The organism is Legionella sp. 39-23, assembly GCF_001897665.1.
GTDB classification, from domain to species: Bacteria; Pseudomonadota; Gammaproteobacteria; order Legionellales; family Legionellaceae; genus Legionella; species Legionella steelei.
The window spans coordinates 84,533-101,533 of record NZ_MKTO01000018.1 but is presented as its reverse complement, the minus strand read 5'-3'; the positions used below and the strand labels follow the sequence as shown (position 1 = coordinate 101,533).

Sequence of the window (17,001 nt, the reverse complement as noted above, 5' to 3'; positions counted from 1 at the left end):
AAAATATGAACTTGTTCGTAGACTACGTACAGCCACTTACAGACTGGTTGCAACATAACCCACATTGGGCTTTATTTATTACATTCCTTATTTCCCTAACTGAATCCTTGGCAATTATAGGCAGCATTGTACCCGGAAGCGTCACTATGACCGCTATAGGTATACTGGCTGGCTCAGGAATTATGCGTATTGATCTTACATTATTGGCTGCTATTTTAGGTGCAGTTGCCGGTGATAGTCTAAGTTATGTGCTTGGATATTATTACAGCGATCGATTGACTGAAATTTGGCCGTTTAGCAAGTATCCCAAATGGATCCAATATGGCAAAGAATTCTTTGAAACACATGGTGGAAAAAGTGTATTGATTGGACGCTTTGTTGGTCCTTTACGCTCGATTATTCCAGTGATTGCCGGGATTTTACATATGAAACAATGGCGTTTTTTCGTAGCTAATGTTCTATCTGCTATTGGCTGGTCTCTATTGTACGTGCTTCCTGGTGTTGTAATTGGTGCAGCAAGTCATGAATTATCCACCGAAAGCGCAACACGTTTATTTGTATTCATACTTGTTATACTTGCAGGACTTTGGTTAATTAGCCTAGTTATCAAACGGCTCATTCGGTTGCTAAACTCTATTTTTACATTATATTTAGATGATTTTTGGCTCAACCTTAAAAAAAATTCGCTGTTTGAAGGTGTATATAATGCATTTACCCCTAAAAATGAAACCAATCACTATCATACTGCTTCCTTTGTGCTAATAACCGTATTTTCTCTACTCTGTTTTATTATCCTTTTAATATTAACTGTTACGACACAAAGCCTAACTTATATTAATTTACCTACTTATTTATTTTTACAAAGTTTTAATACATTAATTCTAAAAGTATTTTTTATCGTTTGTACTCAATTAACTTCTACAATAACAATAATTAGCTTCTTTATTATTTGTTGTTGCTGGTTCATTTTCCATAAAAATAGAACCGCAATTATTTATTTATGCAGCCTGATTCTTTTTAGTAGTGTTGTTGCTTTGTTACTTACATACCTTATCCATAGTCCTAGGCCAACAGGTTTATTGGTCACGCTTCCAGGCTACTCTTTTCCCGCAAGTAATCTTCTGATTGCTACTGCTTTGTACGGATTTATTTTGTTTTACATCAACCAAACCTATACCCTATTCGCAAATAAACTGAAATCGATCGTATTTACAATTTTAGGCTTTAGTGGTTTAGGTTCTCTCTATTTAGGTGATTATTGGCTCACAGATGTTTTAGCATCCTATTTTTTAGGTACAACAATTTGTTTAATTCACTGTTTAATTTATAGAAAATCTAATATTTCGTTAAAGAAAATATCGCATTCACTGCTAATAATTTCTCCACTTTTTATCAGCATTTTCTTAGCGTCATTCGTATCAACCTACATTAATTTTAAAGCCCTATCTTATAACCACACTCCTAATTATAAAAAGTTCACGTTAAGTGAGGAAACATGGTGGGAACAGGAAAAGCCCATTCTTCCAATTTATCAATTCAGTAGAATAGGGAAGCGAATCAGTTTGTTAAATCTTCAATTCGCAGGTAGTTTAAATTTGTTACAAAAAAATCTGGAGAAAAATGGTTGGGTGCCTCATACAGATTCTTTTTTTACCAACTTACTTATGCGAATGAATAAGCAGCCCAACGGTATTAAGCTCCCATTATTGACTCAATTATATGAAAATAAAGCGCCGTTACTGATCATGACTTATATCGATCAACAAACTCAGTTAACGCTGGAATTAAGAGTTTGGGAGTCAAATTATAATTTATTAGAGTCAAACCAACCATTATGGGTAGGTAGTATTCATCCATCCAATCGTGCTAATAAACAAATGGACAATCAAGGTTATTCCCCAAATTTAATAAACCCACTCATGTATTTGTTTAAAACAGATAATACATTTGCAGTCAAACAAATCAAACTTCCAGATACGATGATTAAAACAACAATGTATCCCACGCAACCATACTTAACCCTGATTAAAGAAAAGAATAAGTAGACAGCTAGCATTCATATAAAACATTTATAAATGATCGATTTTTTATTGAGTCGGTAACTAGATCACCTACTATTCACTACAGGAGATCTTAATATAATTTACTATCTCTGCTTTGCGGTTCGCTTTTTATATCAATTGCAAAAATAAAAAATATTGCTTTACTTAGTTCTGATTAATTAAAAACCTAACTCTGGCTAGCATAATCTATACATATGTAAAAAATACTGTTATAACTATATAGTTTTTAAAGTAAATATCATTTAATTTTGAGAGTATCACTCAAATGTATACCCTGGGAAAATTAATCCAAGCCTTTTTTCCATTAATTGCACTAGTACTCTTTATTATTGGAATTAAAAGAAACGCTATTTATTACATCATTTCATCTCTTTGGCTTAGCCTTATTGCGCTACTGATTCATTTTCAGTTTTCTGGAAATCAAATTTTTGGAACATATTTTAACTACTTTAATACGGGAATTTATTCTTTTAATTTACTTATATTGCTTCTTGCGTTGATCCAGGTCATATCTCATTTAAGAATTAATGGCTCAGTTATCAAATATATATATCCCCTAGTTAGTTCATTTTTGGTTGTAGGAGCATTTATAGTAATTTGCAATCTATGGATTAATGCTTTTTTTATAGAGAATAAGATGGAGGGCACACCCATAATGCAAGTGGCTCTCTTTGAAAAGCCAGATTATTGCAATAATAAATATGTTTTTTACAAGATTGATGAAAACAGTTCAGTCACCTATCTCTGCCCTAATCATTATGGTTTATTACCCTCTATTGGACACTTAACTACGAGCCCCGATTTCATTACAACACAATTGTCATTACCAGTAAAAAAACAATTGTTATTAAAGCAAAAAAATAAGAGTTAATGTAATTGATACGAAAACAATAAATTATTACATAAGGGGACACCAAGCCCCATTTGGTCAGGATCCTAGGAGGTTAAATTGTTCTTTGGTTTGATATTTGATAACATGCCAACAATTCATCACTTTAATGTTTATATGAAACGGATATTAGCCCTTGTCATAATGATACTAAGTTTTAATTGCCACGCTATGGCACCTAAACTTAATTGGGATCAGGCAGTTGATAAGGCAATAAAGCGTTATGGCTTACGTGTTGAACCCCGACTTAAATCGTATTTTTCTAAAGCGAAAGTAAATTACCCTCCACGCGAAATCGCTTTACTTGCTTTTAAATCAGAACGAAAAGTAGAACTTTGGGCTAAAAATCCTGATCAAAATTGGAAACATATCCACGACTACCCTTTAACTGGCTTTAGTGGTCGATTAGGACCTAAATTACGTGAAAATGACAAGCAAATTCCAGAAGGTGTTTATAAGCTAGTTAATTTTAACCCATTTAGTAGCATGCATTTGTCGATGATGATTAATTACCCTAATAATTTCGATAAGCAAAAAGGCTATCAAGATGGAAGAAGAAATTTAGGTAATAATATTTTTATCCATGGTAAAGACTTATCAGTAGGTTGTTTGGCAGTTGGTAATCTGGCGATAGATCAGCTGTTTATTTTGGCACGTCGCGTTGGTCTCGATAATATTCAAGTCATTATTGCGCCAAATGATTTACGTGAAAATAAAGCATCTACTTCTACATTTGCTCAACCCAGATGGCTTCCTGAATTATATAAAAACATCGCGGAATCACTAAAACCCTTTAGTAAGAAAAACTATACGGTTTAAAATCTACCATCTAGCATCAATGTTTGGTAACCTGGGTGCAGCGCAACCCGGGTTTCTTGCTAAGTGAATCCCCGGGTTGGGCTATGCCATCCACCCAGGCGACAAAACTACAAACAACGCCAAGCATTACTCTTTTGGTAAAGAAGATAAAAACTCTGTAACCTCTTTAGGTGATAGCTCATGACATTGTCCACGTGATAAAAATCTTGGCATAGTTAACATACCATAACGAATGCGTATCAACCGACTTACTTCAACACCCTGCGATTCCCACAGACGTCGAACCTCTCGATTACGTCCTTCATTTAAGGTCACATGATACCAAGAGTTAGTTCCCTCACCGCCACGAAACTCCAAGCGAGTAAATTTAGCTATTCCATCTTCAAGCTCAACGCCTTTTTGCAGTTTATTTAATGCATCAGGGTTAACCTGACCATGAACTCTAACAGCATACTCCCTTTCTAATTCATATTTAGGATGCATTAATTGATTGGCTAAATCACCATTATTGGTAAATATAAGCAATCCAGACGTATTTAAATCCAAACGCCCTACTTGTACCCATCGCCCTTGTCGTAAATGGGGCAAACGATCAAAAACTGTTTTCTCAAACTTAGGATCATGACGACTTGAAATTTCACCAACAGGTTTGTGATAAAGTAGAATACGTATGTTTTGTCTTACCTTAAGTGGATTAGGGATTAACTTCCCTTTTACTGTGATTTTATCTTCAGCACTTGCTGAATCCCCTAATTTTACAGGCTTTCCATTCACTTGTACCCAACCATTTTCTATCCAGCGCTCCATCTCTCGTCGCGATCCAAGACCTGCCTGGCTTAGTATTTTTTGTAACCTTTCGCTGCTCATTCGGTAATATACTCTTCATTAGGATTATGTAAGGTCAATGCTTCCATAACCTCTGGTAAGGTTGGAAGTTCATTTAAATATTTTAAATTAAAATAATTTAAAAATTCTCTTGTTGTTGTGTATACAGCAGGTTTACCTGCTACATTTTTATAACCAGAAACACGAATCCATTCTCTTTCCAATAACGTTTTCATTATTTGACTATTTACGGTAACTCCACGTAACTCCTCAATATCGGCTCGTGTAACTGGTTGCTTATAAGCAATAATAGCTAAAGTTTCAAGTAAAGCTCGAGAATATTTAGTTGGCTTCTCGATTTGCATTCGCGCAATCCAGTGACTATATTCTTTTTTAGTTTGTATCATAAAACCTGTTGCAACTTGAATAAGATCAAAAGACCTGGCTGTATAATCTTCTCTTAAGTCATTGATAATAAAACTCAAGTGCTCTTTAGTAGGTCTTTGCCATTCATCAAAAACTTCTAATAATCTGTCTAGTGATATGGGTTCATTGGCACTTAAAAGTAATGCTTCTATTATATTTTTTAATTCCTTTTCATCCATTTTATGCTGCCTGTAAATGTATTGGAGAAAATGCTTCATTTTGTGTTATTACAATAAGTGATTGTCTTGCTAACTCTAAAATCGCTAACAAAGAAACAACCAACCCAATTCGTCCTTCTTTAGCGGAGAATAGTTGATTAAACTCTAAAACTTTGTGCTCCTGTAGTTGCAACAAAATATGACTCATTCGTTCACGAACAGATAACGCCTCACGTGAAACCTGATGATGACTTATTTGTTCTTCTCTTTGCAACAATGATTTCATTGCTTCAATTAAATCCTCAAGCTGAACCTCTGGATGCACAACTATTCGCTCAAGCTCAGAAGGAGCTACTTGAATGATAAAATGGTCGCGTTCTTGTCGAGGAAGCGCATCAAGAAGCTCTGCAGCAATTTTTATTTGCTCATAGGCTTGAAGTCTTCGTACCAATGCCATTCGGGGATCTTCTTCCTCTTCATCATCACTCGTGGGTGGAGCCGGTAGCAATAGTCGTGACTTTATTTCTGCAAGCATAGCAGCCATCAATAAATAATCAGCGGCCAACTCCAATCGTCTGCACTCCATCAATTGAATGTAATGCAAATATTGTTTGGTAATACTTACAATAGGAATATCCAAAATATCAATATTCTGTTTGCGAATAAGATATAAAAGTAAATCGAGTGGGCCGCTAAAAGAATCCAACAGTACTTCTAGTGCATCAGGTGGAATAAATAAATCATCCGGAAGCTCTGTAAGCTCCTTACCATCAACTATGGCTTTTATTTCCAGATTGTTTGATATCTCAATATTTTCAATACCCATGCTCACAACTCATTCTTAACCGGCTCTTACAGAGCCCTTTTAAAGATTGGCATAATAAATAATAGAATGGGAGAAACATGTGACCCAGGATTGTTTCCTTAGAGCCTGTTGAAACAAGCTCTATGAAACTTAGTATCAATAATCCAGTCCCATGACCTCTCGGACTGTGCTCAAGTTTTTACTAGCCACTTCTTGTGCTGCCTCACTTCCTTCAGAAACGATTCGTTTCACTGAACTTAAATCAGATTCATATTCAGCAATCGCCTCCTGAATAGGTTGTAACTCTTTATTAATCGCGTCCACAACAGGTCTTTTACATTCAATACAACCAATTCCTGCAGAGCGACAACCTTTTTGCACCCAATCTTTCACTTCATTATTTGAGTAAATTTTATGGAATTGCCAAACTGGACATTTTTCAGGTTCGCCAGGGTCTGTACGTTTGACTCGCGCAGGATCAGTAGGCATAGTCAGTACCTTTTTTTCAACCTGGTCTGGTGCTTCTCTTAACATAATTGTATTGTGATAAGATTTGGACATTTTCTGTCCATCAAGGCCAGGCATTTTGGCAGTCTCAGTAAGAAGTGGATGGGGTTCAGGTAGAATAATTTTACCGCTGCCCTCTAAATAGCCTAACAAGCGCTCTTTATCTCCAATAGATAAGTTAGATTGATCTTCTAAAAGAGCCTGTGCCGTTTTAATTGCCTCATGATTCCCATGCTCCTGAAATTGCCGGCGTAATTCACTATAATACTTGCTATTCTTTTTCCCCATTTTTTTAATTGCTTCAGCTGCAAGCTCTTCAAAATTAGGTTCCTTGCCATAGATGTGATTAAATCTGCGCGCAATTTCTCGGGTCAACTCAATGTGAGATACCTGATCTTCTCCAACTGGAACATAATCAGCATGATAAATTAGAACATCAGCGCTTTGTAATAAGGGATAGCCTAAGAAACCATATGTTGATAAATCTTTTTCTTTTATCTTTTCTTGCTGATCTTTAAAGCTCGGTACCCGCTCAAGCCACCCCAAAGGAGTAATCATTGATAAAAGTAAATGAAGCTCCGCGTGCTCTGGTACCCATGATTGAATAAATATTCGTGATAACCCAGGGTTCACACCACAAGCCAGCCAATCAATAATCATATCCCATAGATGTTTTTCAATAAAACCTGGTTCATCATATTGTGTTGTTAAGCCATGCCAATCGGCTGCAAAAAAGAAGCAATCATATTGATGTTGTAGTTTGACCCAATTTTTTATTACACCATGGTAGTGACCAAGATGTAATCTTCCGCTGACTCGCATTCCAGAAACAACTCGTTTATTGGAACTAAATAGTGCTGACATCAATATCCTCTTTTTAAATATTATAGAAACGTATATATTCTTTATTAATTATCTAAAGGGCTCCGGATCACCTTTCCCCTCCCTTATTATGACTGGATAATCACCTGTTAAATCAATTACCGTTGTAGGTTCATGACCGCAATTACCACCATCAATAACCAAATCAATTTGATTTCCTAGTAGATCACGAATCGCTTCAGGTTCACTTAATGGAGCCTTAGCACCGGGAAGAATTAATGTAGTACTCATTAACGGCGCCTCAAGACACTCCAACAGTGCAAGAGTAATCATATTATTAGGAACACGTAATCCCAAAGTTTTCCTTTTTGGATGCAACATTAGGCGAGGAACTTCATGCGTTGCATTAAGAATAAAAGTATAAGAACCTGGTGTGAATGCTTTCAATAATCGGAATATTGGATTTGATACTCGGGCATAAGTGCCAAGTTGGGATAGATCTCGACACACGAGAGTCATGTTATGATTTTTATCCAATTGGCGTAATCTTCTAATACGCTCAAGCGCAGCCTTGTTCCCTAAACTACAACCTAATGCGTAGCCTGAATCTGTAGGATAAACAATTAATCCCCCTTCTTCGATTATATTCACCGCCTTTCTCAACAAACGAGCTTGCGGATTGTCAGGATGTAATGCAAAAAACTGACTCATTAAAGTCCCCTGTTAGATGTTCCATTCATGCCAAATAGGCGTACAGTTTATTGGTAGTTGTTTCTGACTTCCAAGATTAACTCGTGAAGCAATATTCCCATGATAGTCGGAACCTGAAGAAGCTAATAAATGAAAGCGCAGACATGTTGCAGCCATTTCATTTATTTCGGTTACTGTCATTTCTCCCGAGACGACTTCTATTCCTGCTCCACCAGCCTCTTTAAATTCATTAATTAACTCATGCAATTTAGAACGCGTCAATCCGTATTTAAGTGGATGCGCTATAACTGCCTGACCACCAGCAGCAATAATGCCCTGCACTGCTTCTTGAATACTAACCCAAGGAGTCGGCACATAGGCGCTCTTACCTCGACCTAAAAAACGTTTAAACGCAGCCGCAAGATCCTTAACCATACCTTCATTAACGAGAACTTGGGCAAAATGTGGTCTACCCACTCGCTTATGACCTGCCAAATCACACGCTTTTAAATATGCATCTGAAATACCCAATAAATCTAAAGCAGTACCAATTTGCTGTGCGCGCTCGATTCGACTTAGATTTTGCCGCTCGATAAGTTCAAGAAGACTTGCCGTGTGATTAATTTGATAGCCTAGAATGTGTAACTCATGTTTTTTCCAGCGAGCACTAAGTTCTATGCCGTTAATTATTTTAATGGATGTTGCAGCAGCTGCATCAAGTAACTCTGGATAACCGGTAACAGTATCATGATCGGTAAGTGACAGACACGTAATCTTTTGACTTTGTGCTTTGTGTATTAATTCTTTTGGACTTAACATTCCATCAGAAAAATTGCTATGACAATGAAGATCGATCATGGATGCGCGTTATATCAAAAAGAATGATTGTACCATAAATCTTGCAGAAGATGAGCTTTCTGCACTATTCTTGCGTGTTTCTAATTTGCAGTATAATAAATACTATACTGATAATATATAGTTCTTCATTAAGGAAAACCAAAGAATAATGATTCATAATGTTCATCACGTTAAATTATGCCGAAAATCGATTGCTGCGCGAAATAACAAACAAGCTGATTTTCTCGATTCAATTGATCGCTTTGACATCACGTTTGCTGTAGGCCCTGCTGGAACTGGAAAAACTTATTTGGCTGTTTCAAAGGCCATACAATGTTTTGAAAAAGGTGAAGTACAACGATTGATTTTTGTTAGGCCAGCAGTTGAAGCTGGTGAAAAATTAGGTTTTCTGCCAGGAGATTTGGTGGAAAAGGTATTGCCTTATTTAAGACCTATTTATGATGCACTGTATGAAATGATCGGTTTCAAAGAAACACAAAAATTAATTCAAACCGATATTATTGAAGTGTTGCCTTTGGCGTTCATGCGTGGCCGAACGTTAAACGAATCATTCATCATTCTTGATGAAGCCCAAAATACGACCATTATGCAAATGAAAATGTTTTTAACACGCATAGGTTTTGGTTCAAAAGCTGTGGTAACTGGAGATATGACCCAAGTAGATTTACCAAAAGGTATTGATTCAGGGCTTGCCCATGCAGTAGGATTATTCAAAAAAATACCGGAAATTAGTATTCACACGTTCACAAGTCGCGAAGTAGTACGACATCCATTAGTATCTAAAATTGTTGACTGCTATGATAATGCTTCAACAGGAAAAAAATAATGAATTATTATATTGATGTTCAAAATGCAACTGATGAATCCCTACCCGTTAGTGAAGACGAATTAACACGTCTAGCACACCTGGCGTTGAGGGATTATCAAAAAGAAGCTGAGTTAACAATTCGTCTGGTTACACCTGAAGAAATGACTTATTTAAATCATACTTACAGAAAACAAAATAAAACTACAAATGTGCTGGCATTTCCTAGTTCATTGCCTCCTGAACTACAGCTTGAATGTCCGCTTTTAGGTGATGTAGTGATTTGTCCGCATGTATTATTAGAAGAAAGTAATCAATTGAGTAAGCCTTTAGAGGCCCATTGGGCGTTGATTTTGATTCATGGAATATTGCATTTATTGGGCTATGATCATATTAAGGATGATGAAGCAACCATAATGCAAGCTATTGAAATTAAATTGTTAGCGGAGCTGGGGTTTCCTAATCCTTATACCGCAGAGGATATTGAACTTGAATAAAGAGGAAGATAATAGTAAGTGGTTTGCTCGCCTGAAACAATTTTTACAGGGAGAACCACAAAATCAAGAGGAACTTGTTAGTTTATTAAGGGACGCTCAAATTCGCGCTCTTATTAGTGCTGAAACTTTAGCAATGATAGAAGGCGCTATTTCATTCTCCAAGATGCGCGTACGGGATATCATGTTGCCTAAGAATCAGATGGTTTGTATTAAACAAGATGATGAATTCTGCGATATTCTAAAAACAGTAACCCAGACTGGCCACTCAAGGTTTCCAGTGCTTGATACAGATTCTAATGAAATCATTGGAATATTGCATGCAAAAGATTTACTGCGCTATCAATCCTCTAATTTGGAAACCTTTGATCTATTAGATATTTGTCGATTAACTGCTTTTGTGCCTGAAAGCAGACGTTTGGATAGCCTTCTTAGTGAGTTTCGCAGCAACAAAAATCATATGGCTATTGTTGTAGATGAATATGGCGAAGTTTCCGGATTTGTAACCATTGAAGACATTATTGAACAAATAATTGGCGATATTGAAGATGAGTTTGATATCGACGAAGATGCCTACCTTAAAGTACATGAAGATGGACACTATATTGTAAAAGCTCATATGCCCATTGATGAATTTAATGAACAACTAAGCGCGGATTTTAGTGATGAATTTTATGATACAATTGGTGGGATTGTAATGAATAGTTTTGGTCATTTACCTTCACGAGGGGAAACCATTACGATTGATTCTTTTGAATTTAGGATTATTAATGCCGATGCCAGAAGAATTAAGTTAATGGAATGTATTGATAAACGTAAGGCATAATGAACTATGAATGGTAATATTCTCATAATTGATGATGACATAGAACTAACTGACTTATTAGCCCAATATCTGGTACCGGAGGGGTTTAATGCTGTATGTGTTCATGATGGTGAAAGTGGCGTAAAAAAAGCATTAAATCAGACTTTTGACGCAATTATTCTCGATGTCATGCTCCCTAAATTAAATGGTTTTGAAGTATTGAAAGCAATTCGAGAACATTTGGAGACCCCTGTTCTTATGTTAACCGCTCGAGGGGATGATATTGATCGTATCGTTGGTCTTGAAATCGGTGCAGATGATTATTTGCCTAAACCATGTAATCCCCGAGAACTAGTGGCTCGTTTACGTGCTATTTTAAGACGCACTCAAAAAATCCCCACATCAAGACCGATTATTGAACAACACAATATCGTTGTTGACTGTTCTAAACGCCATGTAACTATGGCAGGAAATTATCTTGAGCTCACAAATGCAGAGTTTAATATTTTAGAAATGCTTATTAAATCACCAGGACAAGCATTTTCAAAAGAAGAACTCACTGAATATGCTCTCGGTAGAAAATATACTGCCTATGATCGCAGCATTGACGTGCATATCAGCAATCTAAGAAATAAGTTAGGAGATAATCCTCAAGGCGAACCGATAGTTAAGACGGTTCGTGGCTTTGGATATATGTTTAATGCGTAGTTTGTATTGGAAAATTTTTATTTCATTTTGGTTAGCCACCATTCTTATTATTTTCACTACTGCATGGGTCATTAGTCATATTGTGCAAAAATCATCGTTACCTGCACAAGAGCAACTATTTATGGACAGCTATGCGAATGCAGCAGTTGCAACTTATGAGTCAGGGAGACAAGCTGCTTTATTAAAATGGCTGAATAAAATCGGCATATCTCGCCATATGTCACTTTATTTATTATCCAGTACCGGTGAAATTATTGGAACACAAGCAGCACCTGCTAATGTAAAAGAAGTCGCCGAAAACCTACTTCAGGAACAACTAAGTGAAGGTATTTTAAAATCAGGGAAACTTATTGTAAGTCACGAAATTTTATCAACCTCAGGAAAATTTTATCGTCTTGCTGCGGTTAGTGAAAAACCAATCTATCATTTTGTTGGCGTTCCCTGGGCAGGACTTGCTATTCGTCTTATCTTAGCCACCTTTATAAGCGGACTTATTTGTTACTTATTATCACGTTATTTAACACAACCTTTGCGATCTTTAGGTATGGCAGCCAAATCAATTGCGACTGGAAAATTAAATACTCGTGTCGGGCCCTTAAGAGGACATCATAATGATGAAATTGCTCAATTAAGTAAAGAGTTTGATCGTATGGCAGAGCAACTAGAAACTTTAGTGAGCTCAAAAGAGAGACTGCTACAAGATATTTCTCATGAATTACGCTCTCCTCTTGCTCGACTGCAAATTGCCATTGAGTTGGGACGCAATAAAACGCAACATTTAGCTGATACAGAATTTAATCGCATGGAGCTTGAATGCTCACGATTAAACGCTTTAATCACTGAGGTTTTGGACTTTGCTCGTTTAGAAAAATCCACAACCGAGCTTAATTTAAATGAAACTGATCTTTCTGCACTTTTAGTCAGTATCATTAAAGATGCTAATTATGAAGTTGGTGAAGATACACCTAGAGTTCAAGCAGGTATAATTGAACCTTGTCACTTATTGATCGATGAACGTTTAATTCACAGAGCGGTCGAAAACGTAGTTCGTAACGCGCTACATTACTCGCCTGCGGCCAAGCACGTTACCGTTTCATTAAAATATGATGAAACAAAAGAACATGTATGTATCGATATTAGTGATGAAGGGCCTGGTGTTTCTGAGGATCAGCTCGAGCGAATTTTTAATCCGTTCTATAGAGTAGATACATCAAGAACCAAAAAAACCGGTGGATATGGCTTAGGTTTGGCGATTGCCTCTCGTGCAGTTCAATTGCATCATGGTAAAATTATGGCTTTAAATAACCCTGACGGAGGGTTACTTGTACGAATTATTCTTAACTCAACGAGTCTAGTTATAATAGAAAAACCTGAATTAAACACAACTATAACTACATAAAACGTTATCAGTGAGTAATTCCTTTAAATTTCATGAAACAGAACTGTTTTTTTCTGTCTAATTAAGGTACAATTCGCAGGGTTATAGGCTCCTCAGGACTATTTTTATAATGACCGTAGCTCAGAAGTTAGATAAAGCAAGTGGTATTTTTTTCTTCTCTGGCTTTTTGCTTTCCAAGCTTCAGTATATACCGTTCCCACTTGTATCTGCCATCTTCAGATTTGTTTCTCTTGGGGTTTATTTACTCGCTTATCTTTCTTGGCTTACGGCATGCCTTCTCCATCCAGATCATGAGGAACATTATCGTAAATGGTATGGTTTTGCTCAGATTAAAGAGCAGTTCCTTCTTTCTTCATTAGTAGGACTAATTGCAACAGTAATCAGCGTTGCTGCGGTTTTTATACCTGCATTATTTCCTCCTGCAGCCTGGCTCTTTCTTTTGGGAAACATCATATGGACAATTGGAGAATATCATAAATTAAAAAATCCACCGGCCCAGGATGACAATTTTTCTTATTCCAAACAAAAAACCTATTTGTCTTACGCTGCAACGACATGTGCAATTACTTTAGTAACCGCAATCGCTGCCACGCTTATGTTTTTCTTCCCGCCTTTGGCAATACCAATTACTATTTTTTCACTAATCGTTTGCGTAGGGCTTGGTGCATTAGCATTTGAGTTCTGGCTGAACTCTGCATTTGGCGACCATAAACCAACTCCAACACCTGAAAGTTATGCTCAAATGAGTGATACATTGGGTCCATCTCCTGCTTTAGAACTTTCTGATACACCAGAGCCAGGTTGTTGGAACGGTTTATTTAATAGAACAAATGATAAGCCAGTTAAACCATCTCCCAAACCTTCTGAATTAATTGATGATGAGAAACATGATATTGGACGTAGTCTTACTACCAATAGTTCTTTATAATTGAATACATAATATCTATTGTTTTTATTGAGTTGATTATGGACCCTAAAATTAAGAAAATGATTTCAAACGCCTATCAAGCACTTTCCCACTCTTACTCACCCTACTCTAAATTTAGTGTAGCCAGTTGTATTTGTACGGATAAAGATAATTTATATACGGGCGTCAATGTGGAAAATAGCTCTTATGGTTTGGCAGTTTGTGCTGAAACCTCTGCAATCTCCGCTATGGTTTCTGCAGGTGAGCAGTGTATTAAAAGTATGGTTGTACTCTCAGGAGCAAATTCATTGTGCTCCCCATGTGGTGCATGCCGACAAAGAATTTATGAGTTTTCAACACCTGATACAATAATTCATCTATGTGATAAAGATTCAATATTGCGTAGCTTAAAAATTGATGAGCTCCTGCCCCTGGCTTTTAAGTTTGATTTTAACCCTTAAACCGAGGAAAAGCAGTTGATAACTGCTTTTCCTAAGTTAACATAATAGGAACATTTGTATGACAGATACTGCAACAAAGCAGAGCTATGCTCATTTAGCAGCAAAATATATCCAGAAACTACATCCTTCATTTAAGCCAACTATTGGCATAGTTTTGGGTTCAGGATTAGGTAAATTTGCCGATGAGTTGCACGATTCAGTACGTATTAATTATGAAGAGTTACCTGGCTTCCCTAAAACTACCGTACAAGGACATGGTGGCAATTTAATTCTCGGATATTGGAACAACGTAGGCGTAGTATGTTTGCAAGGTCGCGCTCATACGTATGAAGGTATAGAAAACTATGAAACAGTTAAAACCTATATTCGTACATTGAAACTTTTAGGATGCAATTATTTTATTGCAACCAATGCCTCAGGCTCATTAAGAGAAGATGTTGGCCCTGGAGAATTAATGCTCATATCAGATCATATTAATTTACAACCAAGTAATCCTCTAATCGGTCCTAATGATGATGAATTTGGCCCAAGATTTTATCCTTTGGATAACGCATATGATCAACAAATGCGTTTTGATTTATTATCAATTGCAGAACAAAACTCAATAAAACTGACTGAAGGGGTTTATATCTCTGTTTTAGGCCCTCACTATGAAACAGCCGCAGAAATTAGAGCATTTAAACTTTGGGGAGCAGATGCAGTTGGAATGTCTACAGTTCCGGAAGTTTTAGTAGCCAATCACTGCTCCATGCATGTAGCAGTAATTGCCATGATTACTAATTACGCTACTGGTCTTTCAAAAACAGCCCATAGCCATGACTCAGTCGTTGCAATGGCAGAAGGAGCAGCGGAAAAGTTGAATCGCATCCTAAAACAATACATTGCGAGCTTAAAGTGACATTAGCGAACCACTTTAACGAAGTCATGCATCTGTTGCTTGGGGGTTATGCTCATAGAGCCATAACAGCTGAGCAACTCATTCAGACAATAGATCTCACCTTATTGGATGAGCAAGCAACCGTTGAATCATTATCTCAGCTAAAACAGAATGCAAATCTGAATCGAGTTGCCGCAATATGTGTTTACTTGCAGCACTTAGAACAATTTTCCTCACAAAATACCATTCCCTTAGCTACAGTTATCAACTTTCCTCAGGGAAATGATTCATTAGATTCTTCACTTGCATCTATAGAAAAAGCAATGCTGTTGGGTGTGGCTGAAATTGATTTTGTCCTCCCCTATCAGATGTATCTACAAGGACAACATCAAAAGGCATTAAACCAATGTCATGCTGTCTCAAAATTATGTAAACAACACAATCTTGCATTAAAAATTATCTTGGAAACGGGCGCGTTTCCTGATATGCAAACCGTTTACAATGTAAGTAATGAGTTAATTGAGTTAGGTTGCAACTTTATTAAAACATCTACAGGTAAAATACCTGTTGGAGCATCTTTATCCGCAGTATTTGCTATTTTAAGTGCCATTAGAGATACACAAGCAGAATGTGGCGTTAAGGTATCAGGCGGGGTTAAAAAGCCCCAGGATGCATACCATTATGCGATACTCGCAGAATTAATCATTAAAAAACAAATTAACCAAAGCTGGTTTCGCATAGGCGCAAGCAGTTTATTAGATGAACTGTTAAAAATCATTTAATTCTCGGTTATACTGCGTGCGGCCAATATAAATTGATGACATGACACGAATAATTCTCTAATGATTGCAAGATAATTTCTCCGTGACCTATCTTGAGGACAATTAGTTCGGCCATGTTCCTAACTGGAGTTTATGTCTTATGAATCGAAACAACCTATTTAAATCTGTTTTAGTATTACTTTTTGGCTTTATTTTAATAAGCTGTAATAAAGCCTTACCTCCCGGTGAGTATGATACAAGTGAAGTTGGCAAGATTAAAAAAGTAATTCCAGGTACTGTTATTTCTAAACGCCCTGTAAATTTGCATCGCAACACGAATAATACAACAAAAAGCGCAAATAATAGTTTTGTTGATAATGGCTACAGCCAAACACGTGGTGTTGAATACGTCATTAGATTAAACTCTGGCGGAATTATTTCTGTAGTTCAGGCAGAGGATCTCAAACTAAAAGCAAAACAAAAAATTCTTGTCATTTATGGAAAACACACCCGTGTTGTTGCAGATAATGGCAGTGAGACGTTTTAAAATATGAACTGTTTCTTGTTCCTCCTCATTTCAAAAAAGGTGATTTCAGGAACTTAACCTTATTCCCATGTCCCTCGACTTGTTTTCTTGGGACATAGGCACCAATGCTGTCCCTTGATTTGATAGATAAATCACTTAATACCCATTATTTAATGATTATGTAAATGCTAATTAGATTTAAATTGCTTACCATGCTCTTCAGGATTTATATCATCTCGCATCGGAGCATCAGCTTGTTTTCTAAGTTTGGACACGTGTACTTACTTCCATGCAAGATATAAATTTCGTCCATGCTGCGAACAACAGAATACATTAGCCCGCACTCTCTCCATTAAGTTGGTTAAAAAAACAACTTCTAATTATCTACTCTATTAT

At 36.7% G+C, this 17,001-nt stretch carries 19 protein-coding genes; 13 read left to right on the top strand and 6 right to left on the bottom strand.

Features of this window, described 5'->3' with window-relative positions; all coding sequences use genetic code 11:
- The first annotated feature begins 5 nt into the window (after positions 1–5).
- The 3 genes from BGO44_RS07525 to BGO44_RS07515 all read left to right on the top strand — a co-directional run bounded on the left by BGO44_RS07525 (position 6) and on the right by BGO44_RS07515 (position 3,771).
- Positions 6–2,045, top strand: a complete 2,040-nt coding sequence (locus tag BGO44_RS07525) for a bifunctional DedA family/phosphatase PAP2 family protein (RefSeq protein WP_058510233.1) — start codon at positions 6–8, stop codon at positions 2,043–2,045.
- Between the two features lie 283 nt (positions 2,046–2,328).
- On the top strand, positions 2,329–2,934 hold the full coding sequence (locus BGO44_RS07520) for a hypothetical protein (RefSeq protein WP_058510232.1): 606 nt from the start codon (positions 2,329–2,331) through the stop codon (positions 2,932–2,934).
- A 135-nt stretch (positions 2,935–3,069) separates the two neighbouring features.
- Positions 3,070–3,771, top strand: coding sequence for a L,D-transpeptidase family protein (locus BGO44_RS07515; RefSeq protein ID WP_193393417.1), 702 nt, complete (start codon positions 3,070–3,072; stop codon positions 3,769–3,771).
- Positions 3,772–3,897: 126 nt separating this feature from the next.
- Here the strand turns inward: BGO44_RS07515 and rluB are convergent, their stop codons facing one another.
- The 6 genes from rluB to BGO44_RS07485 form a co-directional block, all read right to left on the bottom strand.
- Positions 3,898–4,638 (bottom strand): 23S rRNA pseudouridine(2605) synthase RluB, encoded by a 741-nt coding sequence (rluB, locus tag BGO44_RS07510; protein ID WP_058510231.1) that lies wholly within the window; start codon positions 4,636–4,638, stop codon positions 3,898–3,900.
- Positions 4,635–5,201: an SMC-Scp complex subunit ScpB gene (gene scpB, locus BGO44_RS07505; protein ID WP_058510230.1), complete on the bottom strand. Its 567-nt coding sequence runs from the start codon at positions 5,199–5,201 to the stop codon at positions 4,635–4,637. The genes rluB and scpB overlap by 4 nt, the downstream gene beginning before the upstream one ends.
- Before the next feature lies 1 nt (position 5,202).
- On the bottom strand, positions 5,203–6,006 hold the full coding sequence (locus tag BGO44_RS07500) for a segregation and condensation protein A (protein WP_058510229.1): 804 nt from the start codon (positions 6,004–6,006) through the stop codon (positions 5,203–5,205).
- A gap of 135 nt (positions 6,007–6,141) precedes the next feature.
- Positions 6,142–7,356, bottom strand: a complete 1,215-nt coding sequence (locus BGO44_RS07495) for a tryptophan--tRNA ligase (protein ID WP_058510228.1) — start codon at positions 7,354–7,356, stop codon at positions 6,142–6,144.
- Positions 7,357–7,404: 48 nt separating this feature from the next.
- A complete protein-coding gene (locus BGO44_RS07490) occupies positions 7,405–8,025 on the bottom strand; it encodes an L-threonylcarbamoyladenylate synthase (protein ID WP_058510227.1) in 621 nt (206 codons plus the stop codon).
- A gap of 12 nt (positions 8,026–8,037) precedes the next feature.
- Positions 8,038–8,862: a PHP domain-containing protein gene (locus tag BGO44_RS07485; protein WP_058510226.1), complete on the bottom strand. Its 825-nt coding sequence runs from the start codon at positions 8,860–8,862 to the stop codon at positions 8,038–8,040.
- Between the two features lie 148 nt (positions 8,863–9,010).
- Between BGO44_RS07485 and BGO44_RS07480 the strand changes: the two genes are divergently transcribed.
- From BGO44_RS07480 to BGO44_RS07435, 10 genes are all read left to right on the top strand, one after another.
- Positions 9,011–9,688 carry a PhoH family protein gene (locus BGO44_RS07480; RefSeq protein WP_083503921.1) on the top strand — a complete coding sequence of 226 codons (678 nt, stop codon included), beginning with the start codon at positions 9,011–9,013 and terminating at the stop codon, positions 9,686–9,688.
- Positions 9,688–10,164: an rRNA maturation RNase YbeY gene (gene ybeY, locus BGO44_RS07475; RefSeq protein ID WP_058510225.1), complete on the top strand. Its 477-nt coding sequence runs from the start codon at positions 9,688–9,690 to the stop codon at positions 10,162–10,164. Before BGO44_RS07480 ends, ybeY begins: the two co-directional genes overlap by 1 nt.
- Positions 10,151–10,987 carry a CorC family transporter gene (locus BGO44_RS07470; protein WP_416338554.1) on the top strand — a complete coding sequence of 279 codons (837 nt, stop codon included), beginning with the start codon at positions 10,151–10,153 and terminating at the stop codon, positions 10,985–10,987. Before ybeY ends, BGO44_RS07470 begins: the two co-directional genes overlap by 14 nt.
- Before the next feature lie 6 nt (positions 10,988–10,993).
- Positions 10,994–11,674 (top strand): two-component system response regulator CpxR, encoded by a 681-nt coding sequence (cpxR, locus tag BGO44_RS07465; RefSeq protein ID WP_058510223.1) that lies wholly within the window; start codon positions 10,994–10,996, stop codon positions 11,672–11,674.
- Positions 11,667–13,073: a two-component system sensor histidine kinase CpxA gene (gene cpxA, locus BGO44_RS07460; RefSeq protein WP_058510222.1), complete on the top strand. Its 1,407-nt coding sequence runs from the start codon at positions 11,667–11,669 to the stop codon at positions 13,071–13,073. Before cpxR ends, cpxA begins: the two co-directional genes overlap by 8 nt.
- Positions 13,074–13,182: 109 nt before the next feature.
- Positions 13,183–14,001, top strand: a complete 819-nt coding sequence (locus BGO44_RS07455; RefSeq protein WP_273200085.1) for a hypothetical protein — start codon at positions 13,183–13,185, stop codon at positions 13,999–14,001.
- A gap of 38 nt (positions 14,002–14,039) precedes the next feature.
- Positions 14,040–14,441: a cytidine deaminase gene (gene cdd / locus BGO44_RS07450; RefSeq protein ID WP_058510220.1), complete on the top strand. Its 402-nt coding sequence runs from the start codon at positions 14,040–14,042 to the stop codon at positions 14,439–14,441.
- A gap of 58 nt (positions 14,442–14,499) precedes the next feature.
- Complete coding sequence (locus BGO44_RS07445) at positions 14,500–15,339, top strand: purine-nucleoside phosphorylase (protein ID WP_058510219.1); 840 nt, start codon at positions 14,500–14,502, stop codon at positions 15,337–15,339.
- Positions 15,336–16,100 carry a 2-deoxyribose-5-phosphate aldolase gene (gene deoC / locus BGO44_RS07440; protein ID WP_273200088.1) on the top strand — a complete coding sequence of 255 codons (765 nt, stop codon included), beginning with the start codon at positions 15,336–15,338 and terminating at the stop codon, positions 16,098–16,100. Before BGO44_RS07445 ends, deoC begins: the two co-directional genes overlap by 4 nt.
- Positions 16,101–16,239: 139 nt before the next feature.
- Positions 16,240–16,626: a hypothetical protein gene (locus BGO44_RS07435; protein WP_273200091.1), complete on the top strand. Its 387-nt coding sequence runs from the start codon at positions 16,240–16,242 to the stop codon at positions 16,624–16,626.
- Positions 16,627–17,001: the final 375 nt, after the last annotated feature.